This is a genomic window from Aquimarina sp. AD1, from assembly GCF_003443695.1.
Taxonomy (GTDB): Bacteria; Bacteroidota; Bacteroidia; order Flavobacteriales; family Flavobacteriaceae; genus Aquimarina; species Aquimarina latercula.
The window spans coordinates 4,841,946-4,863,709 of record NZ_CP031966.1 but is presented as its reverse complement, the minus strand read 5'-3'; the positions used below and the strand labels follow the sequence as shown (position 1 = coordinate 4,863,709).

Below are 21,764 nucleotides of genomic sequence, written 5' to 3'. Positions count from 1 at the left end.
GTTCTTATCTTTTACTGCCAAAACAACTTACTCTTTTACTATTATTTTTTGTGGTGGTTTCGTTGGTCTTTTAATTCCTTTTTTTGTCATTTTTTCGATTACAGAAGATTCCATTTTTAACTGCATCAATTCTGTTCGTCCATCTACAAATTGCGTTCTTAACTCCCTAACTTCATTATTAAGTTTTGCAATCTCATGGACTTTACTTTCTGCATTATGCGAGCTAGCAATCATAATAATTGCCAAAAACGACAAAAAGAGTAGCATACGCCAATTCTTCATCGCATCATCAGCAATAAGAAATTTTCCTTTTAATATATCGTATACCGTTTGCTTCAAATCTTTTCTGCTATTCTTAGTTTAGCACTTCGCGCTCTATTATTTATTTTAATTTCTTCTTCATTTGGAACAATCAAACCTCCTACTTTCTTAAAAGGAACTGACACATTACCATACAAATCCTTTTCTGGTTCCCCCTCAAATAATCCGCTTCTGATATACCTCTTTACTAATCTATCTTCTAAAGAATGATATGATATCAAACTTATTCTTCCTCCTTTACCTAATACTTCTTCCGTTTGTATAAGAAACTCCTTAAGAACCTCTATTTCTTGATTTACTTCTATTCTTATAGCCTGATATATCTGTGCTAAAATCTTATGTTCTTTATGTCTAACCATAAAAGGTTTCAACACCTCTTTTAGCTCCGCACTAGTTTTAATCGGTTTATCGTTCCTAGAATTAACAATTGCTCTAGCTAGTTTAGGAGCATTTCTTAATTCTCCATACTGCAAAAACATTTTTCTTAAGTCTGATTCATCATATTCATTAATCACATGATAAGCCGATAATTCGCCATCTTGATTCATCCTCATATCCAAGTCAGCTTCAAATCTGGTAGAAAATCCTCTTTCTGCAACATCAAACTGATGAGAGGAAACTCCAAAATCCCCTAAGATTCCATCTGCTTTTTTAACCCCATAAAAACGCAGAAAACGTTTAATGAACCTAAAATTCTCATTAATTAAAACAAATCTATCATCATCGATTGCATTTAGTAACGCATCTTTATCTTGATCAAAAGCATATAATTTACCATTTACTCCTAATCTCTTTAAAATCTCTCTAGAATGTCCTCCTCCCCCAAAGGTGACATCCACATATACACCATCTGGTTTTATCGCAAGACCATCAACGGTTTCTTTTAGTAAAACCGGGTTATGATATTCCATCTGTTTCATCATCTAATCCCATTACTTCTTCTGCGAGATCTGCAAAATCAACAGCGGTATCATCTATCACTTTTTCATATTGAGTTTTATCCCATATCTCAATAATATTGACAGCAGATGACAACACTAACTCCTTAGTAATCCCAGCAAAACTGACTAAATCCTTTGGTATCAAAAGGCGCCCTGTTGAATCTATTTCAACAACTTTAACTCCTGCCGTAAACCTTCGGATGAAATCATTATTTTTCTTTTTGAAGCGGTTTAACTTATTCATCTTTTGCATCAGAAGATTCCATTCTTCCATCGGATACAATTCTAAGCAAGGCTGAAAAACAGCTCTTTTCAACACAAACCCCTCCTGCAAAACAGGTGAAAGTTGTTTTTTAAAAGCTGCAGGTATCATCAGACGCCCCTTAGCATCTGCTTTACATTCGTATGTACCTATAAGATTTACCACTTTTTCTTTCTTACCTCTATAATTAGTCAAATATATTGAAAAATTTACCACTTTTTACCACAATCTACCACATTGTTAATAAGTTGTCATCAAAAACCAGTCAAAGAAGCATGGATCAACATTAATATTTTGTTAATCAACAGAATATTCTTTTAGCTATAAAATCTTGGTTTTGACGTATTCAGGATCAAAAAAAATGACCGATTAAAAAAAACTAAAAAAATCATATCGCACTATTGATAAAAAATCTTCAAACTAATTATGAAAATGCTATATTTGCTTTTAATTCTTGTAAGAACTATTAATGAAGCACGAATTAAAAAAAGACGGAAAATTTAGTTATCTGGAACTCGGAGAAGGCACGCCAATAGTTATTTTACATGGACTTATGGGCGGTTTAAGTAACTTTGATGGTGTAAGTAATTATTTTCCAGAAAATGGATACAAAGTATTGATACCAGAACTTCCTTTGTATGAAATGCCGTTGATAAAAACCAGCGTAGGTACTTTTGCTAAATACCTTAAAGATTTTATCGATCAACTTGGATACAAAGAAGTAATTCTTTTAGGAAATTCTCTTGGGGGACATATTGGATTATTATGTACTAAGATGTTTCCCAAAAAAGTTAAAGCTTTGGTAATTACAGGAAGCTCAGGTCTATATGAAAGTGCCATGGGAGAAAGTTATCCTAAGCGTGGTGACTATGAATACATTAAAGCTAAGGCAGAAAATGTTTTTTATGACCCTGCAATCGCTACCAAAGAAATTGTTGATGAAGTGTACGCAACAGTTAATGATAGAAATAAGTTAATTAGAACACTTGCTATTGCAAAAAGTGCTATTAGACACAATATGGCTAAAGATCTTCCTAATATGAAGACGCCAACATGTATCATATGGGGTAAAAACGATAATGTTACTCCTCCAGAAGTTGCAGACGATTTCAATAGACTATTACCCGATTCTGACCTTTACTGGATTGACAAGTGTGGACATGCCGCTATGATGGAACACCCTGAGGAATTTAACACTCTATTACATTCCTGGCTTAAAGAACGTAATTTCTAAGCAACAAAATTTATGAAGATTAGCAGTGCTGAATTTGTAATGAGTAACAGCGATGTAGCGAAATGTCCTAAAAACAATTTGCCAGAGTATGCCTTTATAGGAAGATCAAATGTTGGTAAATCCTCTTTAATTAACATGCTAACCAGTCGAAAAAGTCTAGCAAAAACTTCTGGTCGACCCGGAAAAACTCAATTAATAAATCATTTTCTAATTAATAAAAATTGGTTTTTGGTAGACTTACCAGGATATGGCTACGCAAGAGTTTCTAAATCATCTAAAAAAGTATTTCAGAAGTTTATTACTGCATATTTTTCTAAAAGAACTCAACTAGTATCTGCATTCGTATTAATAGATTCGAGACATGAGCCACAAAAAATTGATTTAGAATTTATGCAGTGGCTTGGAGAGAATCAAATTCCTTTTTCCATAATTTTTACTAAAGCTGATAAACTCACAAAAACTAAGTTACCAAGCAATATTGAAGCGTACAAAAATGAAATGTTACAATATTGGGAAGAAATGCCTAATTATTTTATCACCTCCTCTTCATCTGGACTTGGCAAAGAAGAAGTACTAAATTACATAGAAGAAATCAATCAGCAAGTCGCTAAATCTTAGATTAGCTTAACACTAAGAATTTCTATTAGATCTTCTACCGATTTAATAGATTTTAATTCTTCGGATTTAACCAGAATTTCTAATCCACTCTTTTTTTGCTCTAAGATTACTGGAAATATAAGCTCTTGGTATTTAGGTTTTTTATGCTTTTTCAAAAATTCATTTTTATATGAAAAAATCATTGTATTTGAAGATTTCTCTCTAAATACTTTCCAGACTTTCTTTTCCGAAAAATTCCCATGAGTCAAATTACATAGGCCACAAGAATACGTGGATGGACTTATTATCTTATGAGCAAAATCTAAATATTTATTCCAACTACTGGAATCCGCATTATAAACGAATAAAATTGTCCTTTTCAAAATCAATATTTCATCTATTCATGATAACAGCAGGCCAATCAAACTCACTGAACACACAAAAAAATTACTTTTGTTTAAGCTCTAGTTTTTCTGCAAAATAATCACAGAAATCTTTCATTGTAGCTGACATTTTTTCGTCTTGTGTCGCTCTATTAAAAGTTTCACTCATAGAAACTAATGTCTGATGAAAAAATACTTTCATTTCATCCACAGGCATATCTTTTGTCCACAAATCAATACGAAGACTTTCTTTATTTTTATTATCCCATACTGATAATAACATAGCCTTAGTTTCTTCATTCTCTATCCCTCCATCCTTTGCGGTCCAATTTAGTTTTTCCGGAACTTTATTCTCATCAAGTTCTATTTCAATTTTGATTTCGGATTTATGCGTGTTTGCCATTATCTTGCAGGTTTATATTTAGAAGCGTTAAAAATTGTTTCGGCGTCTGTTAGTAATAATTGACGCAAAGATACATTGTTATTTTTCATATATGAACTAACAATCTTCCAACCTATATACTGACCAACCCTATCTGGTGCTTCTTGATCAATTTCCTCCAAATAAAACTTAGAAAAAGGTCCTGGATATAGAAATCGAGGTAGAAGATCTGCCTCTGTACTATATAATAATTGACGATCAATAAAGTACCTCCAAATTTCTTCTTCATTTGCTTCTATCCAAGCAAACTGATCATCTTTATACGCCATTTTCTCGCTATCCTCAAAATCCGGCAAAAACAGGTCTTTCAGATACATTTCTTTCCCATAATATATCATATTTGCTAAAAAAGTTCTGTTTCTAGGAAATTCTACTAATTGTCGAGCATAGATTGTAGCCACATCAGGTAAAATCTGAATTCTAACAAAACGATCCTTTAAATATGCCTGAATACCGCTATAAAAATAATGATCTGATCCTAAATAAGTATCAAGAGAAATAATCAATAAATTATCTGACAAAATTACTTTACGCTGGTAATCTACATTAGAGGTAACAGTAATAACTCTAGGCACTGTAACTTCTGGGAAATAATATTTTATATGCTGCAATAGCGATTTTAGTTCCTCTTGCTCATTTGTGAAGTTACTGAACTTCTTTTCTACTTCTCGATTAATCTCTAATTGCAACGTATCCTTAGTCTTCTGTATCCAAATACTATCGTCATATTTTTCTGGAAATAAAAAGGGATATTTAGACTTTACATCTGCTAAATTCTCAGGTGTTACATCCGCAAAAACTCTGTCAAAACGTTCAATTCCAATTTCTACAGGTATTTTTGCTATCTCTTCTTCTATTTTATTTTCATCAGCACAAGACCATATTATGCAAAAAATCACTATTATTTTTAAAAATTTACTATACTTCATTCAAATATTATAATATCTATATAAATAATTACTCTTACTCTTTAACGCTAGCTTTTTTTATTAATTTTATAACCACAAATGTACTATTATCAAATTAGGTTTTATACACTAGTAATAGTTTAAAGACATATCATCTTAATAAAGAATTAAAAAATATAAAATATGCAAACTGAAAAAGTAATTGATCACATTGTAAATTGGCTTAAGGATTATGCTACGAATGCAAATATCAATGGTTTTGTTGTAGGAATAAGTGGTGGAATTGACAGCGCAGTTACCTCTTCTTTATGCGCCAAAACGGGTCTTAATGTATTATGTGTAGAAATGCCTATACACCAGGCTCAAAGTCAAGTAAATCGTGCACAGGAACACATTTCTCAGTTAAAAACTCGTTTTAATAAAGTATCCGATACACGAGTTGACCTTACACCCGTATTTGAAGGGTTTAAAAAATCTGTTCCGGAAGGTGATTCTGAAAGCCGGTTAAACCTTTCTTTAGCTAACACCAGAGCCAGATTAAGAATGACCACATTATACTATTTAGCAGGTCTAAATAGCTACTTGGTTGCGGGTACTGGAAATAAAGTTGAAGATTTTGGTGTTGGTTTTTATACTAAATATGGTGATGGTGGCGTTGATATAAGTCCAATAGCAGATTTATTAAAGAGCGAAGTTTATGAATTAGCAAAGGTATTAGAAGTACCGGAATCGATACAAACTGCTACTCCTACAGATGGTTTATTTGGAGATAGTAGAAGTGATGAAGATCAGATTGGAGCAAGTTACGACGAACTGGAATGGGCTATGAAAATGAAGGATTTAGGTAAGAAAAGTGATGATTTTTCTGACCGAGAGCAAGAAGTTTTCAAGATTTATTCTCGTCTAAATACGGTAAATCAACATAAAATGATACCGATTCCTGTCTGTGAAATACCCGTTAATCTGATTTAATTAACGCTTTATCGATAACTTCATAAAAACAAGTTTACGACTGGTAGTTCTTATTAATTTTGCATGGAAAACAAATATCAGAATTACCCCTAGAGATGTTAACCCTTTAAAACAAAAAATTAACATTTATCAATTGTAAACAAGAATGACAAACGTACTAATCGCAGATCATCATCCTATTACTAGAAAAGGGATCGTTTCTTTACTTAGGAACTCTGAAGATTTTGAAATCATCGGAAAAGTAAGTAATGGAAATGAAATGTATGATATTTTGAAATCTAATACTCCAGATATTTTAATCATGGAATTAGACTTGCCGCAGATCAATGGCATTATGGCATTGCGAACCATAAAAAAAGAATTCACAGGAATTAAAGTTATAATTTTTAGCTCTCACCCTGAAGAAATGTACGCACTAAGTGCTATTAAAGCAGGTGCTTCTGCATATTTATCAAAAACCGTTGCTACAAAAACGCTTAAAAAAGCTATCGAACGTGTAGCGCGTGGTGGTATTTATCTTAATGACAACTTAACTCAGCAGTTGGCGAATGGGAACACCAACGAAAATAACATGGTTGTTAAATACAAAAAGCTTTCTTCTCGAGAAATAGAAGTTTTAAATCTATTATCCTCAGGAAAGCGTAATAAGGATATTGCCAGTACTTTATCTATTAATGAAAAAACGGTAAGTACATACAAAACAAGACTATTAAAGAAACTTAAAGTAGACAATCTAGCTGATTTAATCCATCAATCTAGATTACTACATATCAATTAGATAACTCTATTAAGTTTTCGGTATAATAGTCTTCTTAGAGTATAATAATTATTTATATCCTCTAGGATGTTCCTATTATCTTCAAAATTTTGAGCTTTCACTTCTTGTGAAAGCTCATTTATTTTTTTATTTATTAAGTATCTGCGTAAATTCAGGATTGTATCTGACACATATTGAGAAACAGAATGTTCTTTTTTCTTAACATGTATCTCCATATCCGACCATCTATGAAGTGCATGGCGTTCTTCGTCCATCATAATCTCCGTAATTTCATAAGCTACTTCTGGAGGTATTTGATTTATAAAATGATCAATCTTAAAATTTTCTTGCTGATTTAATTGATCTATTAATATTTTATACACTTCTTTAAAAGTGCTTTGAGTAAACTCAATTTCATCTTCTTGAAGATCCAAGTATATTTTCTCAAAAACTTTGGTAGTGTATAATTCTGGCTCTAAAAACAACTCTCCTTCATCATTTTCTTTCATCACTAAATCCTCAAACTCCTCTTCATTAGTGCCATATAATAGTAGAATTTCAATAATTTTTTTCTCTAAACCATTTTGCTCATTAATCTTAGGTTGTTGCTGAGTTTGCTGTTTTACAACTTCTAAAGGTTTCTCGGACTGCTTCTGCTGTTTTCGTTGATCTTTGATATCAACATTTCTGAGTTGAGCTAAAGTATCAAATAACACATCTTCTGAGATATCCATAATGCGAGAACACTCTTGCACATAAATTTCTCTTTTAATTACGTCAGGAATTTTAGAAATACTAACAACCATATCCCTTACCAATTCTGCTTTCTTAATCGGATCTGTTTTAGATTCTTCCTGAAGCAATGAAGCTTTAAACCTAATAAAATCTTGAGCATTTTCCTGAAGATAAACAGTCAACTCCTCCAAAGTATTCTGTTTCGCAAAACTATCAGGATCCTCGCCATCAGGAAAGCTACAAACTTTCACATTCATCCCTTGTTCTAGAATCAAATCGATACCTCTGATTGATGCACGCATACCAGCAGCATCACCATCAAATAAAACTGTAATATTTTTAGTAAGTCTATTTATTAATCTGATTTGATCCGAAGTCAGGGCTGTTCCAGATGAAGAAACAACATTCTTCACTCCTGTTTGATGAAACTGAATTACATCAGTATACCCTTCTACAAGAAAACAATTATCTTCTTTTGCTATCGATTGTTTTGCATGGTAGATACCATAAAGCACCTTACTTTTATGATAAATATCACTCTCAGGAGAATTTAAATATTTTGCGGCTTTTTTCTCGTTGGTTAAGATCCGCCCTCCAAAACCTAATACTCGACCAGACATAGACTGAATAGGAAACATAACTCTTCCCTTAAATCGATCAAATTGTTTTTCTTCCTTAATTATAGTGAGCCCAGTTTTTTCCAAAAACTCGAGCTTATATCCTTTTCTTATAGCTTCAGAAGTAAAAGCATCCCAGGTATCAGGAGAATATCCTAGGCCAAACTTTTGTATAGTTTCAGTCGTAAATCCTCTTTCTTTAAAATAAGATAATCCTATAGCCTTACCTTGTTCTGATTTATGTAAAATATTCTGGAAGAAAGTATTAGCAAATTCACTGACAAGATACATACTTTCTCTTTCATTAGCTTGTTCTTTTTGCTCATCAGTTTGCTCTGTCTCCTCTATTTCTATATTATATTTTTTAGCCAAGTATTTTATAGCTTCAGGGTAGGTAAAATGCTCATGTTCCATAAGAAATGCAACGACATTACCACCTTTTCCACTCGAAAAATCCTTCCATATTTGTTTAACAGGCGATACCATAAAAGAAGGTGTTCGCTCTTCACTAAAAGGACTCAATCCTTTAAAGTTACTACCCGATTTTTTTAGCTGAACAAAATCCCCTATCACTTCTTCTAATCGTGCAGTTTCAAATACAGCATCTATGGTTGATTTATGAATCATTAAGTAAAAAACATAACGTTATATAGCCAACAAAAATAACATAATTAATAGATTCATTCCTTTCTAAGAATATAAACAAAGAGGCTGCCTTAAAAAAGACAGCCTCCTTGTGGCTAAATTATATTTTTAAATAATTTATTATTCAGCAACAACAAACTTTCTAGTTATCTCTAATTCTTCTTTATTAGAAACAAAACGAATAAAATATGTCCCTGAAGCTAAGTTACTTATATCAATTTGCTTTTGAGTTCCTTGGTTAGAAATTTCTTTCACCAATTGACCATACATAGAAAATATCTTAACATTATCGATTGATCTATTCCCTGTAGCTACATTAAGAGTTCCTGTAGCAGGAATAGGATAAATTTTGAAAGCATCAGCGTCTTCTGATCTAAGATCACTTAATGGATAAGTATCTATTCTAGCTCCTGATCCTTCTACACAGAAATCAGTAGCCTCTGAAGCGGCAAATTCTCCTCCACTTACAATAGTACCAGCATCACTAGATAGTGTATATGAACCGTTTCCAAATCCACAGCAAATTCCATCACCAAATGAATCAGAAATTGTAAATGTGTAAGTACCATTTCCTAAGTCAGAAATAGTCTCAGTAACAGTAGATCCGTCAGGATTAGCAGTAGAATAACTCTCAGAAGCAACCACACTTCCTTCAGAATCTGTTAACGTCCAAGAAGTTTCTTGTGGATAGTTATCAAAAGTAATACTTAAGGTAACATCTCCAGAAACACAATCTCCACCGCCTGTTCCACCATCAGCTGTTACTTGCACATTATCTATTGCTGCATCAGCTCTCCAAGTACCACCAGTAACTCTATTAAATCTTAATTGCACACCTGTACCTGCATAATCAGCTAAATCAATACTAGCAGTTTGCCAAGAATTACCTTGGTTTCCACTTCTTGTCCAAATACTAGCCCAAGTTACACCTTCATCATTACTTGCTTCTACACTAAGAGATCCAAAGTCATTTGCACCAAACATATGATACTGGAATGAGAAAGAAGCAGAAGTAGCTCCTGTAAGATCAAAACAAGGAGATGTTAAAATTGCTTGCTTATTAGGGAACCCTGTACCACTACCTGAAGCTTCTACATATATATAATTAGATCCATCCACAGCACTAGAAGGACCTGTTCTATTTGATGGAGTTCCATTAGCATCTACAGTCCAATCAAGATCATCACCTGAATTTTGTGTCCAATCTCCAAGACCAGCCTCAAAACTTTCTGCGTATGGAGGCAATACACCACCTAAACATCCTGAAGCCGCTGGTGTTGTTACACTCGTTGCATCACTTGCTACAGATTCATTTCCTGCCGCATCTTTTGCTATAACAGTAAATTCATAGGTAGTTTCTGCAGTTAACTCTGTAATTACAACAGTAGTATCAGAAACTGTAGCTACTACTACACCATCTTGTAATACATCATACTCTGCTACACCAACATTATCGGTTGAAGCATCCCAACTAAGCGTTGTTTGACCTGCAGTAGTATTCGAAGCAGTCAAATTCGCAGGAGCAGTTGGAGCTTCCGTATCAGGAGCTTCTGTAGTTACTGATAGCGCTGCACTAGCTGCAGATTCATTTCCTGCAGCATCTTTAGCTACAACAGTAAAGTCATAAGATGTAGATGGTGTTAATCCAGTTATATCTGCAGAAGCCGTAGCAACTGTAGTTACTAAAGTTCCATCTTGAAATACATCATAGGCTGTAACTCCGATATTATCTATAGAAGCATCCCAACTAATTGTTGTAGAAACATCTGTAGTATTAGAAGCCACTAAGTTCGTCGGAACTGTTGGAGCTTCTGTATCTGGAGTATCTGGTTCTAGCTTAAAGGCAACTACATGACTTCTTCTAACATTAGGAGCTGGCCCTTTCATATATTCACCAATATGCCAGAAGGTCATATCATCCGTAGGATCTATTGTCATTTGAGCATAATCCCCATAACGTCCATCACCTCTGTTATTTTGAGCATCCCCATCAACAACACTTTGTTCCACTAGTGTCATTGTTCCTGAAGGATCACTTGCTAATCGTCCAGTATATCGTATCGATGTAAATACAGTACTACTTACTACTGTATAAGCAAGACCTATATTACCCTGTGCATCTTGTGCTATACTACCACAAAAAGCACTCAAACCATCTGGTTGCACATAAGTACCTTCTTGGAAAATAGTCCATGGTTGACCATCACCAGTTTGTCTTAATTCATACCACCGAATACCTGCAAGACTATCCGTACCATCTAAATCTACTACAAAATTTAGTACAATAGAGTTATGCGTTCCAAAACGTCTATAATTTGTCATATACATCATAGTAGCTTGTAATGCATCTATATCAGGTCCATTGCCTGGTTCATCCAAATTCTGGAAAGACCCACCATCAAATACACTATCAAAAGGTGTAGTATCAATTTCTTGAGGTTGAGAAATAGTTGAATTAGCAATATTTGTCCAATCTACGTCGGTTGTCCATACTTTTATATGATCCTGAGATACTCCTGCCCATGCATCATCTTGTAAATATAAAATTGAATGCCCTACTCCCACTGGTGGTAAGTTAGGACCTGTAGAGTTTGATCCACCTGGGCTATAAAAACCACTCGTTGAAACGCCTGGCAACGGAAAACCTACAAATTGAGCATTTGGATCTCCAGCTAACATTAAATCTCTTTCTAAAGCATATACCACTTGACTAGTATCAGCCGAGTTTTGATCTTTATTAGCTGTGATATAATATCCATCGCTCCAAATAGATAATTTTTCATAATCCGGAAACGATCCTGTATTAAATCGATAAGTAAACCATCCGTCATTCACTGGATCAGGTCCTTGTCCTATCGCTAGTAAAATACCATTTGGAGTATTACTAAATTCCATGATGATAAATCTATCCGCATAGTTATCATATACCACTATAGGATCTCCTAAAGTTTCACCAGGAAATAAAGTACCTAAAGATGCTTCTGGCACTAATACATTACCTGATCTATCCAAAATACCAAAACCTGAGTTAAATGCATACACATAATGATTTGGTCCAATAGCACCTGTAGGATCATTTAGTACTGTACCAATATGAGCATCAAAAGAAGCAACTTGAGTACTAGTAGCGGTTCTGGTAGTGTTATTTTTTTGTCTAGCCATTAAAGGATCATTCTGACCAACGGCCGGTACTCCTTTTCCTGGAACAAAAGTATTAGAGCCTAACCTTTTTGGTGGAGCGGTATGTTCCATTCCTTTCGCAGCAATGATATTATCCATTTTTGACAATGCAGGTACGCTTCTCACGTATTCAGCTTTACCTAACAAGCTGGCTTTTTGGGGGTTTTGTTGAGCTATAAGCCCAAGACTACAAAGCATAAAAAATGCTACATAATAGAATTGTGTTTTCATATCTAAAATTTGGTTAACAGTTACATAGTTATACACCAATTTTTAGCATAAGTAGTATTTCAAAAACTTGTACTTGGGCAAATACAAGCCTGACTGGACTATTAAAAAAACCTTTATAATTTGACTATCAAAAGGGATTCTAAATATATACTATTTAGATTAAGAATAAAAAAAAATACATGTCATAAAATACTTACAATCAATAACTTACTTTAAAACCGTAACGTTTTTAAGGTATATATCTTCATTTTTATATTTAACAGTTAACGATTTATTGTTTATTATTTAACAAAAATAAAACTACTCTACTTTTCATAGTATTTTAATAGAGTATTCTTGACACCCTGCTAAATCTCAATAAAATAACTCACATATTTTTTTAAAAACAAAAAAGAGTTGTGATTACACACAACTCTTTTCCCCATAAAAAACGGTTAACACTTAAAAAATAAATTATAATAAAATTTGCTCTCGTTCTAATTCCAAAATAAAAATTGAATAGAGAACCTTACCGATTATGGTTATTATCAAAGGTCAAAACGCAACCCCAACGACACATTGTTCTGATCAACGGTCGCATTTTTGAATATTGGAGATAAATCATACTTAGCATATATAGACATATCACCAAAACCAATATAGGTACTTAATCCATATATTAAATCGCTAGTATTATAATCTCTTTTTATTTTATCTTTAATTCTATCTCCATCTTCCTTATATTTTAATTTTTGTCTTGTACTAATGTTCGCTCCTACATATCCTCCCAATCCAATTCTAAATTTTCCATGTGTTTCGAACCTTAATTTTTCTTCAGTTTCTACTTTTTTTGAAGCACCAAACTCTAAATGTAAAGGCACTACGATATTATCCATTCTAAATTTAGATTTATCCAACTCCACTCTAAACTCTTCCAATTCCGTTTGATCTCCGTTTTGCACAAAGTATCTATTATCTGTAGGCTTTAACCCGTTAGATTGATATGAAATCCCGTATTTAACCCTCATAAAGTTTGAATTCTTAAAAACCCTTGTTTTCCAAGCTAATCCTATCTCAAAAAACCTACTACCGGCTATTTTATAGTCAGAATCATCCAACGATTGCCCATCGACTATTGCATTATTTAGTCCAAAAGCTACTACTAAATCTGAATATGTTCTTCTATCATATCGTACCTTGGTCTTCTTTCCATTTTTTACATTAATCCCAAATAAAATGTCTCCATCATCTCTATCTTTTGCCCCTATACCAATGGACAATTTGGTTTTACCATTTAAATAATTAGTATCATTTCGTTCTAATAATGCTATTTGATTATCAACAATTACTAATCTATTTTCGATATTTAAAGCATGTTTTTGAGCTGCAATTTCTTTTAACTCTTGCGCTTCTGCTGTAGTTAACTCTCCTTTTACCAATCGCTCGTTAATAACTTCTACTTCTTTCTTTAAACTCTCTTTTTCCGATAATACTATTTCTTCTTTTTGCTGTTTTAATATTTCTATTTCTTCTGAATTATTTACATCCTGCGCATTTAAAAAATGGACACTAAGTGACATGGTCGTTAACACGACATACATTATTATTGTTCTCATAAAAAATTTGATTTCTACTTACTTTCCCCTCTCAAATTAGAGAGGGAATTAGTAAGAATTGATTGATGAATGTTTATTAATTATCTCTCTCAGCAACGGTTGTTTTTAATTTTTCAAAACCTGTTTTAAGTGCTTCAAAAACACGATTTTTAAAAGACTCATCTAGTTCTGATTCTACGTCTAGAAGCAGAGCTGATGCACTTACCGTATTTGATTTTAAAATTTGTTGTGTTGTGATTTCGAGTTGAGCTTTTCGGAGTAATGCTTCTATCTCTTGATCAGTAACTTTTTTATTATTTTTTTCAAGTTCTTTTATTTGAGCTACCAAACTAGAAACCTTACTTTCTATAAGCTCTGTAGTTATATCCAGCGAATTGCTTTCTTCAGTTAATTTACTATCAATTGTATCTGTTCGCAAGGTTATAGCTTCATTTGTTTTTTCATCAAACATATTTTCTGGAATTACTATTTGGTCACTCTTAGGAGTTTCCTTTTTAACATTCTCATGTTTTTCCGTTCTCTTAGTTTCTTCCTTGTTTAGATCTGCTACAACAATTTCGGTTACTTCTTTTTTAGTTTCTTGTTTATTCTCAATAATATTAGATACTTGTTCGGGCTCTATAATCTCCTCTACTTCGGCATCTTTTAACATATCTTGGTTAAAATCCTCTTCTGTAACATTAACAAATTGAGGGTTTGATGGTTTTATTTTATTATTAGATCGAATTAGAAATGTGGTTACAATTAATAATCCTACAAAACTAGCTGCAATACCAACCCACCAATATTTTTTAATTTTTTTTTGACCTAGTTGATTATCTAACTTATCCTCTAATTTATCCCAAGACCCGTGAGACGGACGTATTGAACGCTGCTCCAACTTCTCTCGTATACTATCTTCAAATTTTAATGGCGCCATTACTAATCTTATTTTGTTGGTTTAACTTTTGCTGTAACATTTTCCTTGCTTTAAAAAGTTGCGACTTTGATGTACCTTCACTAATTTCAAGCATTTTGGCAATCTCGTTATGTTTATATCCTTCTACAGCATACAATACAAACACCATTTTATATCCTTCTGGCAGACTATCTATCAAATCCTGAATTTGTTCTACTCCTAACTCTATATTTATATTATTCCAAGATTCTTCAGTATGATAAGCAATATCTTCTGTGAAAACTACTTGCTTTTGTTTCCTTAAAAACGATATTGATTCATTTACCATTATCCTTCTTATCCACCCTTCAAAACTTCCTTCGAAATTAAACTGTTTTAAATTTGTAAATACTTTTAAAAAACCACTTAACATTACTTCTTCTGCGTGATGAATATCTCTTACATAACGGCGACATACTCCCAACATTTTTGCCGAATGTTTTTCATACAACTGATGCTGAGCATCTCTATGCTTATTTGCAGCCTTTTTTATCAGCTGTGTTTCGTTTTTATAAAACTGAATAACTTTCAAAGTAAAATCAATTATTTAAGACTATCTATTTACATAGACGCAATTAAATTCAAAAAGGTTGTCTGGCTCTAGAAAAAATATTTTTTTTCTAATCAAGCTTTTCGATATCATCTATAATCCACTGTAATTCTTCGTCTTTATCGTTTAAAGTTTTTTTGATAGAGATATCCGGCTTAATCCCATAACCATCAGGCTCTATTTGATAAGGTGCATTTATTTTCATTAACCCTACTCTCATATTAATCCTGGAATTAGGCAATTCCACTTTTGCATAAACCCCTGCCACTGTTCCATTATAAGCTCCTCCGGTTTCTTCTCCAACAAACGTAGCTCGTTTAGTTGCTTTTAAATGAGTAGAAAGAATACTACTTGCCGAAAAACTTTCTCCATCAATTAAAACATATACCTTACCACTAAAAGAATTTGGCTTAGGCTTTCTTAATTTACTATACTTAAATTTAAAATAAGCTTCACCATTTTCCTGCTTTACTTTAAACATTTGATATATCCCTAATATAGGTGATAGTATTGTAGCCATGGTTTTTGTTCCCCAAGACTTTGTATGAAAATATGGATATAAAAAACTTAAACGCCCAGTCATTTTGGATTTTTCTATAAACACATATTCTTTATCTGTTAAATAAGAATATAAATCATCAATTTCCGTAAGTCTACCTCCAAGATTACCTCTTAAATCAAGTACTAAATTTCTACATTTCGCAGAATCAATTTTAGCAAAACTCTCTTTATAAAAATCTTTATATCCTCCATTGGTAAAACTTCTAATATTCATATATCCAATTAGTGTATCGGATTCTAAAAACGAAAAATTTCTATTATAATCTTTTGTTTTTTTGTTATATCCATATTTGAAATTTTTCTTCCGCGTCTTCTTTTTAAGTTCTTTAGCTATTCTCCTATCTACTTTACTCCATTTTTCATTTTGAACACTAGTAGAATCTTTTTTGGTTGAAGCTTTAAGTTTATCATAATCCGCATATATATATTTAGAATATAAACTATCTCTTAATTTTAAATGTAACAATATGCTATCATTCTGTTTATGAGTATTTGAATAAAAAAAACCGAAACGACTGCCTACAAACTCCGGCATAAATGTCTTATTAAAACCATCACTGGCGTGTAATTTATTAAAAGAATCAAGCAAATCACTAACATTTTCATTCTCTACTTTAACAACTTCTGATCCTTCTATTATAGTGGTATCACCTTTAAAAACTTTTCTTACAAATAGTTTTTTATCGGATGCTTGAAATGATAAAGAATGAAAAGGTGAAGACCTTTTACCTTTTTCTTTTATCTGTTCTTTAGTTTGTTTTATAGATGGAACATGTATTGATAAATGACCTTGCTTTATGCTGGTAAAAACTGGCGCAAATGAATTATAAAACTCTTTTGTAGTTAGTGGCTTTGTTAACTCACTCTTTAATTTATTTATGCTTTCTTCCAACTCTTCCTTAGATACATACCAATAAACATCAGGGTGTAATTTTACCAGTTTTTTATATGCATAATCAACATCTTCTCGTAAATCAATAGGGTTGTGAGTTTTATTTATTTGTTGGTTGTATTTCTCTACAGATGCACAACTAGACAATAATAAAATTGAGAGGTATAAAAATAGTTTTTTTTTCATAGATGTTTTTATTTAAAGACAAAGGAACTTTATTCTAAATGATAGACGTCTAAAAGAATAAAAAGGTTGTCCTATTACAAAAAAATGATTAATTGTTAGTATCAAAACCAATACCATAGTCATATTTTTTGGATAAAAAATACGGTAATTACTTGATTTTAGATACTGGAAATTCCGTTTGGATTATTTCTTACGGTCAATAACGTAATTAACCATTAATTGTAAAGAGGATTTATATTCGGATTCTGGATATTCTGAAAGTATAGTCAAAGCCTCTTCTTTAAACTTGTGCATTATTTTTGTAGCATATTCTAATCCTCCACTTATTTTCACAAAATCAATAACTTCTTTTACCCGTTTTTTATTCTTATTATGATTTTTAACAGAGTTAATTAGCCATTTCTTTTTTTCTTTGGAGCAATGATTTAAAGTATAGATTAAAGGCAACGTCATTTTTTGTTCCTTAATATCTATTCCCGTAGGTTTACCTATTGCTGTATCTCCATAATCAAATAAATCGTCTTTTATCTGAAACGCCATACCAATAAGCTCTCCGAACTTTCTCATCTTTTCTACTGAATCAGAATCTGGTTCCACAGAACAAGCACCGACACTACAACATGCTGCGATTAAAGTAGCTGTTTTCTGACGAATAATCTCGTAGTAGATTTCCTCTGTAATATCAAGATTTCTTGCTTTTTCTATTTGTAACAACTCCCCTTCTACAATCTCTCTAACTGCAACAGAAATAATTTTTAGTAAATCAAAATCATCGTTATCAATACAAACTAGCATCCCTTTTGAGAGTAGATAATCACCAATTAGTACAGCTATCTTATTTTTCCAAAGTGCATTTACTGAAAAAAAACCTCTTCTACGATTAGAATCATCAACTACATCATCATGAACAAGACTTGCTGTATGTATAAGTTCTATAACTGAAGCTCCTCGATAAGTACGTTCTTTAACTTCTCCTCCAGATACCATCTTAGCAACGAGAAAAACAAACATAGGACGCATCTGCTTCCCTTTTCTGTTTACTATATAATGAGTAATTCTATTAAGTAAAGCAACTTTGGAATACATTGATTGAGAAAACTTTTGTTCAAAAAGCTCCATTTCATCAATTATAGGTAATTTTATTTGCTCAACAACTTTCAATCCAAAGTAGATTATTTTGTTTTCTAACTAGTTGCGAAGATAGTACAATCCATAATGAGGGTCAAAACAGTTGATAAATAATTTACAAGGAAGATATATTCTAAGATTTATTTGCCAATTGTCCACAAGCCGCATCAATATCTTTACCTCTACTTCTTCTAACATTTACCACAAAACCCCTAGATTCTAAGGCATTAATATATTGCTCTATAGCAGAATCAGAAGCTTGCTGAAACTCTCCATCATCAATTGGATTATATTCTATCAAATTAACCTTACAAGGAACATAAGAACAGAATTTTAATAAAGCGTTTATATCTTCTTTCCTATCATTTATACCCTTCCAAACAACGTATTCATATGTAATCCTACTTTTCGTTTTCTCATACCAGTACTCTAGTGCTTCTCTTAAATCTGTAAGCGGAAAATTCTCATTAAACGGCATAATAGCAGTTCTAACTTCATCTATAGCCGAGTGCAACGAAACAGCTAACTTAAACCTCACTTCGTCATCAGCCATTTTTTTTATCATTTTTGGCACTCCCGATGTGGAAACAGTAATTCTTTTCGGAGACATTCCTAGTCCTTCTGAAGAAGTAATTTTATCAATTGCCCTAATAACATTATTATAGTTCATCAACGGTTCACCCATCCCCATAAAAACAATGTTCGATAATGGACGGTTGTGATATAATCTACTTTCATTATCTATAGCTACAACCTGATCATAAATCTCGTCTGGATTAAGGTTTCTCATTCTCTTTAGACGCGCAGTAGCACAAAATCTACAATCTAAACTACAACCAACCTGAGAAGAAACGCAAGCAGTAGTTCTGGTAGGCGTAGGAATTAAAACAGATTCTACTACTAATCCATCATGGAGTCTAACCGCATTTTTAATCGTACCATCAGTACTTCGTTGCATTTGATCAACGCTGATATGATTAATAACAAAATTATCTTCGAGTATTTGTCTTGTAGTTTTTGAAATATTAGTCATATTATCAAAACTATGTGCTCCTTTACTCCATAACCATTCGTATACTTGATTCCCGCGAAAAGCTTTATCTCCGCTTTCTACGAAGAACTCGCGCAATTGCTCTTTAGTTAGAGCTCGTATATCTTTTTTTTTTGACTTCATTTATATGCAAAAGTATGTAAAAGATATAGGATCTCTAATAGATCGTAAAACTATTTAAGAATATCACTAGGGGAGATCTAGTATTAGAATTTTACAGTACGAAAATCTTCTCTGTTATCTTTTTTAGATGATTTAATACGTTTCCATTGATGCACTCCACCGCTACCTCGATACTTAACATTAAGCACATCGCTGTCATCTTTATCAATCCAAATCTGGCACTCGGATATTTTTCCAGTTCTTATATCAGTAAATTTACCATTAATGTACTTAAATTCACTTTTATTCTTCAAGTGTTTAAGTATAACTAGCCCTTCTACTGGTTGATTTTTATCATCACCTTGACATTCATAACAAACTGCATCTCTTTCTGATTGACGCAACATCTGTTGGATAGAACCAAAAACCTGATTTTTGATCATATATAATTGAACTATATTGATCGCTACTCCAGTTTTTTTATCATATGCTTTCCATTGTCCTAGTACTGGATTGGCGTCATACGTTCCTAATAAATCTTCTTTAAGTTGTACATCAACAGGATTCTCTCCTAACCATATTTTAAAAAGAGCTTGCTTAAACTCTAAACTATTGGTAACAGCTCCAAGTCTTTCCTTGTTTTTATACAAAGTTAGCTTTTGATCTTTTGTATATATAATTTTAAAAATCTCATACTTATTAATTGTTTTAGGAAGAAGTTTGATAAAATCTCTTATTTGATCTTCCATCAAATAGCTGTTACCATCAGTAGCACGCTCTAATCCATTTCTAATAATTTCTTTTAAATCATCATTAGTAATATCAGAAATTGTCTTGATGGTAAGTGCCATCGTAGCATCTTTATCTGCTACCATAAGACCATCTTCCACTCCGTCAACTTCGAAATCCAAATATAAACCAATAGTATACAGTTTCTCTCGCTCTCCTGCTCCATTAAGCATTAGCTCATTATTTTCAAATACATCTATATCATTATAGTGAAGATTACCTACCTTGGTTTGAGAAAATGAAAATAAGGTTACAAAAAATAAAACAATGTGTAATATTCTGTTCATAGGTTAATTTTAAATTTACTTAGGGTGCGCACAAGAAACGATTAATTTTTCAAAAAAATAGGACCAACAATTAGCCTTATTCATTTTTTCGATAAAAAACCAAATTAATCGACATCTTACTCTTTTTAAAACTACGGTAAAACCGTATTTTTTCAAAAAGCTCCGCAAAATACTTATTTTTTATGAAATAAACATTATAACTGATTAATTTTAAGATTTCTACAATAAATATTTAAATCTATACTTTACGTACTTACAATACAAAATGTAGGATTTACAATACATAAGCAAACAAAAAGGCTCCACTTTTAAACAAAATAAAGTGAAGCCTTTTAGTATACATTTTACAAAAATGTTAGATGATTAACATTGCATCACCATATGAGTAAAACTTATATTTTTCTTTTACAGCTTCTTCATAAGCTTCTTTAATAAAATCATGACCAGCAAAAGCAGACACCATCATCAACAGTGTTGATTTTGGAGTATGAAAGTTCGTAATCATACTATTTGCTATACTAAAATCGTAAGGAGGAAAAATAAACTTATTTGTCCATCCTCTAAATTCATTTAAAGTATTATCTGAAGAAACAGAGCTTTCTAATGCTCTCATAACAGTAGTCCCCACTGCACAAATTCGTTGCTTATTAGCAATTCCATTATTAATAGTCTCTGTTGCACGAGCAGTAACGTATGCCTCTTCACTATCCATTTTATGTTTGGATAAATCTTCTACCTCTACCGGGTTAAAAGTACCCAAACCAACATGAAGTGTTATTTCTGCAAAATCTACTCCTTTTATCTCCAAACGCTTCATTAGATGTTTAGAAAAATGCAATCCAGCGGTTGGAGCTGCTACCGCACCCTCATTTTTTGCATAAATCGTCTGATATCTTTCTTCATCTTCTGGTTCTGCATCTCTTTTGATATATTTTGGCAGAGGAGTTTCTCCTAAGTCCGTCAGTTTTTGTCTAAACTCATCATATGATCCATCATATAAAAAACGAAGTGTTCTTCCTCTAGAAGTAGTATTATCAATAACTTCAGCAACTAAACTTTCATCATCACCAAAGTATAATTTGTTTCCTATTCTGATCTTACGGGCAGGGTCTACCAACACATCCCAAAGACGTGTTTCTGAGTTTAATTCACGTAATAAAAACACCTCAATTCTAGCTCCAGTCTTTTCTTTGTTACCATACAATCTAGCAGGAAAAACTTTAGTATTATTTAAAACCATAACATCATTAGGCTCGAAATAATCTATAAGATCTTTAAACTGTTTATGCTCTATTGTTTGATCCTTTCTATTAAGAACCATTAGACGTGCCTCATCCCTGTTTTCTGAAGGATATTCTGCTAATAGATCTTGTGGAAGGTCAAAATTGAAATGTGATAACTTCATTAGTGTCTGTTTTTTTTGGAGGTGCAAATATACAATCTCGACATAGGGGTTGTCAA

20 protein-coding genes are annotated in these 21,764 nt (G+C 32.5%); 4 read left to right on the top strand and 16 right to left on the bottom strand.

The window, feature by feature from the left end; genetic code table 11:
- Positions 1-27: 27 nt before the first annotated feature.
- From D1815_RS20830 to mraZ, 3 genes are read right to left on the bottom strand one after another with little or no spacing between them, the layout of a single operon-like run.
- Positions 28-339, bottom strand: coding sequence for an FtsL-like putative cell division protein (locus tag D1815_RS20830; protein ID WP_108801995.1), 312 nt, complete (start codon positions 337-339; stop codon positions 28-30).
- Entirely contained in the window at positions 336-1,232 is an 897-nt protein-coding gene (gene rsmH, locus D1815_RS20825; RefSeq protein ID WP_027393113.1) for a 16S rRNA (cytosine(1402)-N(4))-methyltransferase RsmH, read from the bottom strand. The genes D1815_RS20830 and rsmH overlap by 4 nt, the downstream gene beginning before the upstream one ends.
- Entirely contained in the window at positions 1,219-1,689 is a 471-nt protein-coding gene (mraZ, locus tag D1815_RS20820) for a division/cell wall cluster transcriptional repressor MraZ (protein WP_027393112.1), read from the bottom strand. Before mraZ ends, rsmH begins: the two co-directional genes overlap by 14 nt.
- 304 nt (positions 1,690-1,993) lie before the next feature.
- Here mraZ and D1815_RS20815 point away from each other — a divergent pair, with 304 nt between their 5' ends.
- Positions 1,994-2,758: an alpha/beta fold hydrolase gene (locus D1815_RS20815; protein ID WP_118389153.1), complete on the top strand. Its 765-nt coding sequence runs from the start codon at positions 1,994-1,996 to the stop codon at positions 2,756-2,758.
- Between the two features lie 12 nt (positions 2,759-2,770).
- On the top strand, positions 2,771-3,376 hold the full coding sequence (gene yihA / locus D1815_RS20810; protein ID WP_027393110.1) for a ribosome biogenesis GTP-binding protein YihA/YsxC: 606 nt from the start codon (positions 2,771-2,773) through the stop codon (positions 3,374-3,376).
- On the opposite strand, the gene D1815_RS20805 is transcribed toward yihA, so the two are convergent.
- The 3 genes from D1815_RS20805 to gldB all read right to left on the bottom strand — a co-directional run bounded on the left by D1815_RS20805 (position 3,373) and on the right by gldB (position 5,109).
- A complete protein-coding gene (locus D1815_RS20805; RefSeq protein WP_147404004.1) occupies positions 3,373-3,738 on the bottom strand; it encodes a GTPase in 366 nt (121 codons plus the stop codon). The two genes, yihA and D1815_RS20805, sit on opposite strands and share 4 nt — an antisense overlap.
- A gap of 64 nt (positions 3,739-3,802) precedes the next feature.
- Complete coding sequence (gene gldC, locus D1815_RS20800) at positions 3,803-4,141, bottom strand: gliding motility protein GldC (RefSeq protein ID WP_027393108.1); 339 nt, start codon at positions 4,139-4,141, stop codon at positions 3,803-3,805.
- Positions 4,141-5,109 (bottom strand): gliding motility lipoprotein GldB, encoded by a 969-nt coding sequence (gene gldB, locus D1815_RS20795; protein WP_027393107.1) that lies wholly within the window; start codon positions 5,107-5,109, stop codon positions 4,141-4,143. The genes gldC and gldB overlap by 1 nt, the downstream gene beginning before the upstream one ends.
- Before the next feature lie 162 nt (positions 5,110-5,271).
- On the opposite strand from gldB, the gene nadE reads away from it, so the two are divergent.
- On the top strand, positions 5,272-6,060 hold the full coding sequence (gene nadE / locus D1815_RS20790) for an NAD(+) synthase (protein WP_027393106.1): 789 nt from the start codon (positions 5,272-5,274) through the stop codon (positions 6,058-6,060).
- 145 nt (positions 6,061-6,205) lie between these two features.
- Complete coding sequence (locus D1815_RS20785; RefSeq protein ID WP_091407582.1) at positions 6,206-6,838, top strand: response regulator transcription factor; 633 nt, start codon at positions 6,206-6,208, stop codon at positions 6,836-6,838.
- Here D1815_RS20785 and dnaG read toward each other — a convergent pair.
- The 10 genes from dnaG to queA all read right to left on the bottom strand — a co-directional run bounded on the left by dnaG (position 6,835) and on the right by queA (position 21,708).
- A complete protein-coding gene (gene dnaG / locus D1815_RS20780) occupies positions 6,835-8,796 on the bottom strand; it encodes a DNA primase (RefSeq protein WP_118389149.1) in 1,962 nt (653 codons plus the stop codon). The two genes, D1815_RS20785 and dnaG, sit on opposite strands and share 4 nt — an antisense overlap.
- Before the next feature lie 138 nt (positions 8,797-8,934).
- Positions 8,935-12,225: a T9SS type A sorting domain-containing protein gene (locus D1815_RS20775; protein WP_147404002.1), complete on the bottom strand. Its 3,291-nt coding sequence runs from the start codon at positions 12,223-12,225 to the stop codon at positions 8,935-8,937.
- Between the two features lie 527 nt (positions 12,226-12,752).
- Complete coding sequence (locus D1815_RS20770; protein ID WP_118389145.1) at positions 12,753-13,820, bottom strand: hypothetical protein; 1,068 nt, start codon at positions 13,818-13,820, stop codon at positions 12,753-12,755.
- Positions 13,821-13,896: 76 nt separating this feature from the next.
- Positions 13,897-14,739 (bottom strand): hypothetical protein, encoded by an 843-nt coding sequence (locus tag D1815_RS20765; protein ID WP_118389143.1) that lies wholly within the window; start codon positions 14,737-14,739, stop codon positions 13,897-13,899.
- A complete protein-coding gene (locus tag D1815_RS20760) occupies positions 14,720-15,289 on the bottom strand; it encodes an RNA polymerase sigma factor (protein ID WP_027393102.1) in 570 nt (189 codons plus the stop codon). The genes D1815_RS20765 and D1815_RS20760 overlap by 20 nt, the downstream gene beginning before the upstream one ends.
- 88 nt (positions 15,290-15,377) lie before the next feature.
- Positions 15,378-16,946 carry a S41 family peptidase gene (locus D1815_RS20755; RefSeq protein WP_118389141.1) on the bottom strand — a complete coding sequence of 523 codons (1,569 nt, stop codon included), beginning with the start codon at positions 16,944-16,946 and terminating at the stop codon, positions 15,378-15,380.
- Positions 16,947-17,129: 183 nt separating this feature from the next.
- Positions 17,130-18,107, bottom strand: a complete 978-nt coding sequence (locus D1815_RS20750; RefSeq protein ID WP_027393100.1) for a polyprenyl synthetase family protein — start codon at positions 18,105-18,107, stop codon at positions 17,130-17,132.
- A gap of 100 nt (positions 18,108-18,207) precedes the next feature.
- The gene (gene rlmN / locus D1815_RS20745; protein WP_118389139.1) at positions 18,208-19,248 is read right to left on the bottom strand and encodes a 23S rRNA (adenine(2503)-C(2))-methyltransferase RlmN; all 1,041 of its coding nucleotides are present in this window, start codon (positions 19,246-19,248) and stop codon (positions 18,208-18,210) included.
- Positions 19,249-19,331: 83 nt separating this feature from the next.
- Positions 19,332-20,303 carry a chalcone isomerase family protein gene (locus D1815_RS20740; protein ID WP_051336115.1) on the bottom strand — a complete coding sequence of 324 codons (972 nt, stop codon included), beginning with the start codon at positions 20,301-20,303 and terminating at the stop codon, positions 19,332-19,334.
- Between the two features lie 355 nt (positions 20,304-20,658).
- Positions 20,659-21,708: a tRNA preQ1(34) S-adenosylmethionine ribosyltransferase-isomerase QueA gene (gene queA / locus D1815_RS20735; RefSeq protein ID WP_027393098.1), complete on the bottom strand. Its 1,050-nt coding sequence runs from the start codon at positions 21,706-21,708 to the stop codon at positions 20,659-20,661.
- Positions 21,709-21,764: the final 56 nt, after the last annotated feature.